The organism is Streptomyces sp. CLV115, from assembly GCF_038448545.1.
Classification (GTDB): Bacteria; Actinomycetota; Actinomycetes; order Streptomycetales; family Streptomycetaceae; genus Streptomyces; species Streptomyces sanglieri.
Window position 1 is genome coordinate 1 of record NZ_JBCEWQ010000278.1, and the last position, 5,246, is coordinate 5,246.

Below are 5,246 nucleotides of genomic sequence, written 5' to 3' on the forward strand. Positions count from 1 at the left end.
GGCGGTGGCCGTTGCCGTGGTGGCGGCTGCCGGGGACGCTGCTGTCGGGGATGCTGCTGTCCGGCCCGCCCGGCGCACCGGACGACGTGCCTCCCCGGGGGCGTCGCGCGTCGGCCGAGGCCCTTGTCGCCGACCGGAATTGTGCCGCGGGGCGGCCGTGCGGGCGGAGGCGGGGGCGAAGACGGAGACGACCGTCCGTCGTACGTGGACGGCCACTTGTCGCAGAACACACACCGTTCATCTCCGCCCCGTACACAGTTGTGTCCGGGGTCCTCACAGAAAAGATCTCAGCGTCTACTCTTTGGCCGAAAGATTCCACCAGCAGGTGCACGGGCAGTCAGCGCGGCAGCCGCGGACCCACACTCGTGATCGACCACCGGGGGTGCGCGGCCGTGCAGGGACCAGGCAGCGGGGGCACACGTGGGCGACAACGAGATGTCCGTGTACGGAGTCTCGGCGGCCGAGGAAGAGATCTACCGGCATTTCCTGCGCAATCCCGGCACCACCACGGACGACCTGCACCTGCTGCTGCACACGACCCCGCAGGCCGCCCGTGCCTGTGTCGAGCGGCTCCAGGAGCTGAAGCTGCTCCACCCCGAGGAAGCCGATCTGCGGGTCCATCCGACCGATCCCGAGACCGCCGTGGCCCGGCTGATCGACCTGCGGCTGCACGCCCTGCACCAGGAGTTCCAGCGGGTCACCCGGTCCCGGCACGTCATCGACGGTCTGCGCGCGGAGCAGTACACCCGTAAGCCTCCGCCGCTCGGGATCGAGCAGTTGGAGGGGCTCGCGCAGATCCGCAACCGGATCGACGACCTCGCGTTCTTCGCACGGGACGAGATCCTCTCCGTGGAGCCGTACACCCGGCTGTCGGCGGAGAACATCGCCCGTTCGCGCCCCTTGGACCTGCGCTGTCTGCGGCGCGGTGTGAAGATCCGGAACGTGGTGGTCCGGGACGCCCTGCGGGACCGGCCGACCGCCGCCTATCTGCGGGAGCTGGCCGAGCACGGGGCGATGATCCGGGTGACGGAGCACAGCGCCGAGCGGCTGCTGGTCTACGACCGCAAGGCGGCGCTCGTACCGGTGGATCCGCGCGACACCTCGCGTGGCGCGCTGCTGGCCCACCGCGGCGGTCTGGTCAGCAACATCATCGCCCTCTTCGAGAAGATCTGGGACCAGGCGGCGGACCTCGACCGGGCGGACGGCCCGGCGGCACCGGCCCCGGACGACCGTCTGTCGGAGACCGAGCGCCGGGTGCTGGTGTCCATGTGCTCCGTGGGCAAGGACGAGGCGGGCGCCCGCGAGCTGGGCGTCTCGGTACGCACGTACCGGCGGCACGTGGCCGATCTGATGCAGACCCTGGGCGCCGCGAGCCGCGCCCACGCCGCGCTGCTCGCCCGGGAGCGCGGCTGGATCTGACCGGCTGCGCGGATCCGAGGGGTACGCGGCCGGATGCAAGGGGCCGGCCGGCCGGGATCGAGGGGCCGGGCGGATCCGAGAGGCTGCGCGGCCTCCGTTCAAGGCTCCTCGGTCCAGCCGTCCAGGGCCCGGTCGGCGAGGGCTCCGGCGACGGCCCGGCGGACCGTGCCCCGGTCGACGTGCCCGTCGAGGTCGATGCGCAGGTCGATCCGGTCGGGGCCCACCGAGCGCAGGGTGCAGAGCCAGTGGGCGGGCAGCAGGCTCAGCAGCCGTACGACGGTGGTCTCGCCGGTCGCGGCCGTGCCGTCGCGGCGGACGGCGACCAGGTCGACATGGCCGGTGCCGTACGCGGTCTCGCCCCAGCTGCTCATGCCGGGCCGCCTTCCGGCCGGGCCAGCAGCCGCCGCGCGGCCGACGCCATGGCCGCGATCCCGGCGGGCAGGGCGGTACGGACATCGGGGGCGAACTCCGGCGAGTGGTTCGGCGGCACCGGCTCCCCGCCGTCCCGGGCCCGGCGCCACCGCGCCGCCCCGGTGGCCCCGAGCAGCCAGTAGACCGTCGGTATGCCGCCGGTGCCGAACCGGGCGAAGTCCTCCGTGGCGGTGAGCGGTCCGGTGCCGACGACCCGGTGCGGGCCGAACAGCTCCTCGTGCGCCCGGCGCACCTCGGCGCCGGCGGCCGGGTCGGTCGGCAGGGCGGGTGAGCGGGCGGTGACGGTGACGTCCGGGTCCGCCGGGCAGCCGGCCGCCGCGCACTCGGCCCGGACGACGCGCAGCACGGCGGCCACCATCCGGTCCACGGCCGGTTCGGAGAGCGCCCGCACACAGAGCGAGAGGTCCGCGGTCTCCGGGATCACGTTGCCGGGACCACCGGCCCGCAGGCTGCCGACGGTCAGGACGGGGTGCTCGGCCGGGGCGGTCTCCCGGGTGACGGAGGAGTGGAGCCGCAGCACCGTCGCCGCCGCCGTGAGCACCGGGTCGACGGCCAGGTGCGGAGTCCCGGCGTGGCCGCCGCGCCCGTACACGGTGATGTCCACCGAGGCGCTCGCCGCCATCAGGGGCGTACGGGGGTCCTCGGCGTGCGCGAGGGTGCCCGCGGGGGCGGGCGAGGTGTGCTGGGCGAGGACCGCGTCCGGGGTGCCGAAGCGTTCGTACAGGCCGTCGGCCAGCATGTCCCGTGCCCCGGTCAGGGTCTCCTCGGCGGGCTGGCCCACCAGCAGGACGGTGCCCCGCCAGGCGGACCGGGTCCGGGCGAGCGTGTCCGCCGCCCCGGCGAGCGCGGCGAGGTGGAGGTCGTGGCCGCAGGCGTGCATCACCCCGGGCACGGTGCTCGCGTAGGCCAGGCCGGTGCGTTCGGCGACCGGGAGGGCGTCGAGTTCGGTGCGGAGCAGGACCGTCGGGCCGTCCCCGTTGCGCAGGACGCCGACGAGTCCGTGACCGCCGCCGACGTTCCGGGTCACCGCGCAGCCGCTCGACTCCAGCCGGGCGGCGAGCAGTCCGGCGGTGCGCCGCTCGGCGCCGGGGAGCTCGGGGTGGGCATGGGCGTCGAGGTACAGCTCCAGTGCCGGGCGCAGGACCTCCCGCTCCACCGCGGGCCCCGGGGCGCCGGGCCCGGGGCCCGGTGGGGGGACCGGCAGGCGGCCGGGCGGGGACTGGGCTGTCTCCTGCATGTCATCTCACCTCGTTCCGCCGGGCGGGCCCGGTCGTCGTGGTCGTCCCGGTCCGCCGGGTCCGTGGGGGGCCGACCGGTTCAGCGTGCGCCGCCCCGGCTTCAGCAACGCGGCGTTCCGCTGACAGGGGGTGTCAGCGGTTGACAGGGGGTGTCAGCGGTCTGACAGCGAAACCGCTGCTGATCCGACAGCGGCCGCCGCTGGAATGGCCTCGTCGCAGGGGAACGGCGCCGGAGCGGCCGGCCCGTCCCCGGGAACCAAGGGAGAACACCATGGCCCCCAAGACCGAGCTCGCCACCCTCGCCGACGAGATCCTGGAGCTGGAGTCGGAGACCTTCGAGATCTCGGACTACTCGGACGCCGCCGAGGTCGTGCTCGCCGGTTCGACGTCCTGTTCCTCGACCTCGACCTGCTCCAGCACCACCAGCACCACCTCCTGCTGCGCCTGACCGGTTCACCGGTCGTACGCCGTCCGCGGGGCCGCAGGCCCTCTCCGTGCCGTGGGTACGGGGAGGGCCTGTGCGCTGTCTCACGGGAACGGGTGCGGGACCCGCTTGACCGCGGATTCCGGCAGGTCGTCGGAGCGCCGTCCGGCCACCCGCGGCGCGGTGCGCAGCCGGGGCATCAGCAGGGCCCGCTGGCGGGCCCAGCCGAAGTCCAGCGGCAGCAGGCCGGGGACGACGGCGGCGACCGTGTGCAGGCCCATGCGGCGCTGTTCGGGGGTGGTCTGGTCGACGGCGATGACATCGTGCCCGGCGGCGGCGAGCCGGTCGCGCACCAGCTTCAGGTCGTCCAGCAGATCCCCGGTGCGCGGGCGGTGGGGCTGCCAGTCGGCGAAGGTGTCGGCCAGCGTGCGGACGGCGACGGGTTCCAGGTACTCCCGGGCGTGTTCCGTCATCTCCGGCAGCCCGTACAGCTGGGCGTGGTCCTTGAGCTGGCGGACGCGGCCGAAGTCGGCGGCCATGGCCGTGAGTTCGGCGCGCCGTTCGGCGACCTGGCAGGGCAGGTGCGGGATGTAGGTGAGGACCTCCGACAGCGCGGACTCGACGGTGGCCTCCGGGTCGAATCCGGCGGCGGCGGCGAACGACAGGGTGCCGTACCCGCCGTCGCGGCGGACCGCGAGAGCGGTGACGACGGGCACGCCCAGGTCCATCCGGGTGTCGAAGGCGTGGACGTCGTAGCCGTGCAGTCCGGCCCGGTCGATCATGCTGCGGACGGCCGGGGAGCGGCAGGTCGTGAGGTCGATGGCGGTGAGCGGGGTCCGGCTGTGCCAGGCCAGCAGGAAGGCGTCCCGTTCGATGATCTCCAGCAGGCCGTAGAGGATCGCTTCCTCCGGACTGCCGCCGGTGGCACAGCCGTTGGAGCATTCGAAGACGAAGTTGTCGGCCTCGACCCCGGCGCTGTAGTGGGCGAGCCTGGCGGGTACCAGGACCGGCCGGTCGTCGCGCAGGGAGTGGCCCCACACCCAGGGAATGGGGCGGTCGGGGTCGAACGGGGAGACCATCGGGTCGTTCGCGTAGGTCTCGGGGGCGTAGAGGCCGCAGGCGGCGGGGTCGACGGCGTGGCCGGCGAGACGGTGGTAGCTGTCCACGACGGGTGAGGTGCCGCGTCTGCGGGTGGTGCCCGCGTAGCGTTCCAGGCCCTCCAGCTGGGCGAGGACGCGGCTGGTGCCGTAGCTGTTGGCCTGGCCGCTCCAGGTGACGTCGTTGAGACCGGCGTAGCCGCGGACGAAGTGGGTGCCCGCGGCGGGTGCGGTGGTGGTGGACGTCGGGTTGATCCAGAGGTCCGAACCGAGGGTTCCGCAGACCGGGTTGACGAGCGCGGCGGTCGGCAGCGGGTACGAGGACAGGGGCCGCAGCCGGTAGCCGTCGGGGTCGGGTTTCGGGGCCGGGCCGAGGTGCATGCGGGCTGCTTCGGCGGTGTCGGGGACCTCCTGGACGCAGGAGGGGCAGAGCGGTTCGGGCAGGACCGGGAAGGTCGCGGTGGCGAGGGTGACGAGGTCGATCCGGCTGACCCGGGGCAGGGTGCGGTCGGGGGGGGGGGGGGGGGGGGGGGGGGGGGGGGGGGGGGGGGGGGGGGGGGGGGGGGGGGGGGGGGGGGGGGGGGGGGGGGGGGGGGGGGGGGGGGGGGGGGGGGGGGGGGGGGGGGGGGGGGGGGG

The 5,246-nt window shown here is 74.8% G+C and carries 4 protein-coding genes and 1 pseudogene; 2 read left to right on the plus strand and 3 right to left on the minus strand.

Annotation, left to right across the window (positions count from 1 at the left end; translation table 11 throughout):
• Positions 1-420: 420 nt before the first annotated feature.
• The gene (locus AADR41_RS41030) at positions 421-1,419 is read left to right on the plus strand and encodes a LuxR C-terminal-related transcriptional regulator (protein WP_342287477.1); all 999 of its coding nucleotides are present in this window, start codon (positions 421-423) and stop codon (positions 1,417-1,419) included.
• A gap of 98 nt (positions 1,420-1,517) precedes the next feature.
• Here the strand turns inward: AADR41_RS41030 and AADR41_RS41035 are convergent, their stop codons facing one another.
• Positions 1,518-1,790: a hypothetical protein gene (locus AADR41_RS41035; RefSeq protein WP_342287479.1), complete on the minus strand. Its 273-nt coding sequence runs from the start codon at positions 1,788-1,790 to the stop codon at positions 1,518-1,520.
• Positions 1,787-3,088: an amidohydrolase gene (locus tag AADR41_RS41040; protein WP_342287480.1), complete on the minus strand. Its 1,302-nt coding sequence runs from the start codon at positions 3,086-3,088 to the stop codon at positions 1,787-1,789. The genes AADR41_RS41035 and AADR41_RS41040 overlap by 4 nt, the downstream gene beginning before the upstream one ends.
• A gap of 272 nt (positions 3,089-3,360) precedes the next feature.
• Between AADR41_RS41040 and AADR41_RS41045 the strand changes: the two genes are divergently transcribed.
• Positions 3,361-3,537: a thiazolylpeptide-type bacteriocin gene (locus tag AADR41_RS41045; protein ID WP_073790073.1), complete on the plus strand. Its 177-nt coding sequence runs from the start codon at positions 3,361-3,363 to the stop codon at positions 3,535-3,537.
• An 80-nt stretch (positions 3,538-3,617) separates the two neighbouring features.
• Here the strand turns inward: AADR41_RS41045 and AADR41_RS41050 are convergent.
• Positions 3,618-5,126: pseudogene (locus AADR41_RS41050) on the minus strand (TOMM precursor leader peptide-binding protein); the annotation flags it as partial.
• Between the last annotated feature and the right edge of the window lie 120 nt (positions 5,127-5,246).

Bases quoted from the DNA above. Each gene is read 5' to 3' on its own strand.
- AADR41_RS41035 (WP_342287479.1), bottom strand. From the start codon at position 1,790: ATGAGCAGCTGGGGCGAGACCGCGTACGGCACCGGCCATGTCGACCTG.
- AADR41_RS41040 (WP_342287480.1), bottom strand. From the start codon at position 3,088: ATGCAGGAGACAGCCCAGTCCCCGCCCGGCCGCCTGCCGGTCCCCCCA.
- AADR41_RS41045 (WP_073790073.1), top strand. From the start codon at position 3,361: ATGGCCCCCAAGACCGAGCTCGCCACCCTCGCCGACGAGATCCTGGAG.